At 55.9% G+C, this 1,315-nt stretch carries 1 protein-coding gene; it reads left to right on the top strand.

The features are described 5' to 3' along the window. Positions 1 to 272 precede the first annotated feature (272 nt). A complete protein-coding gene (locus tag IVW53_16060; protein MBF6607076.1) occupies positions 273 to 1,286 on the top strand; it encodes a hypothetical protein in 1,014 nt (337 codons plus the stop codon). The last annotated feature ends 29 nt before the right edge of the window (positions 1,287 to 1,315 follow it).

Here is a 1,315-nt window from a genome sequence, read left to right as displayed (position 1 = left end):
GGTAGAACCCCACTAATCGGTGAACAGAGAAGGAGGGCTTGAAAAAAGAAGCGTTCATAGGCATGCTGTCAACTATGGAAAAGCAAACAGAGCCGATGGACGCGTCGAACCAATTTTGCCCGAACTTGGCGTGTTCCGCAAGAGGCCAAATTGGCGCGGGCACCATTCGGATACATAGTTATCACCCTCAACGCTATCGCTGTCATACGTGTCAAAAGACGTTTAGTGCGCGTCGCGGAACGATGCTAGAAGGGCTTCGCAAGCCAAGCGACATGATTGTGATCGTCGTGACGCTTCTCGCGTATGGGTGTCCCATCCAAGCCATTGTGCATGCCTTTGAGTTGGACGAACGAACGGTGGCGAGTTGGCGCGATCGTGCGGGAAAGCAGTGTGAGAAGGTGCATCACCACCTCATTGAACAAGGAACCCTTGATCTGGTGCATGTCCAAGCGGACGAGATTCGGGTGAAAGGACGCTCGATGATTGCCTGGATGGGGTTGAGCATGATGGTGTCGACGCGGCTGTGGCTGGGAGGGGTAGTGAGCCTGACACGAGACACCGCTCTGGCTGATCGCATGATGCGGCAGGTTCGTGCGTGTTCGCAAGCGGCGTGTGCCTTGTTGGTCAGTACGGATGGGTGGGCGGCCTATCCCAACAGTATCAAACGAGCGTTTCGCGACAAAGTCAAAGAGACGGCAGGGCGTGGACGAGCGTGTTTGCGGGTTTGGCCACAGTTGTGTATTGCCACAGTAATCAAACGGACGGAGAAGAAACGGGTGGTGGAAGTGACGCGCAGGATGACACTTGGTGTGCTCTCGCAAGCCAGCAGGCTCTTGCAAGCCTCTCAGGGAGGAACGGCTCTCAATACCGCCTTTATCGAACGGTTGAATGGAACGGTGCGTGAGCGGTTGGCAGCCTTGACACGAAAATGTCGTCATGCCGCTCGTCGCCTGGATGGACTGCACCGAGGGATGTATTTGATTGGATGCACTTACAATTTGTGTTGGCCTCATCACGAGTTGAGCAAGGCCAAGCACAGAGGTTTTGCGTGTACGCCTGCCATGGCAAGCGGATTGACCGATCATATCTGGAGCGTTGGGGAAGTGTTGATCTACAAGGTCGCGCCTGCGCCTTGGGTCGCACTCAAGCGACGGGGTCGCCCTCGCACACGGCCCATGCCTGATCCAACCTTACCCAAACGACTGCGAGGGCGTCCTCGCAAACATCCGTTGCCTGATCCAACTTTACCCAAGCGGCTACGAGGGCGTCCTCGCAAGCTTGCTTGAGGTCGTTCACCGATTAGTGGGGTTCTACC

This window comes from Chloroflexota bacterium, from assembly GCA_015478725.1.
Taxonomy (GTDB): domain Bacteria; phylum Chloroflexota; class Limnocylindria; order Limnocylindrales; family CSP1-4; genus C-114.
This window is presented reverse-complemented; position numbering and strand designations above follow the sequence as displayed.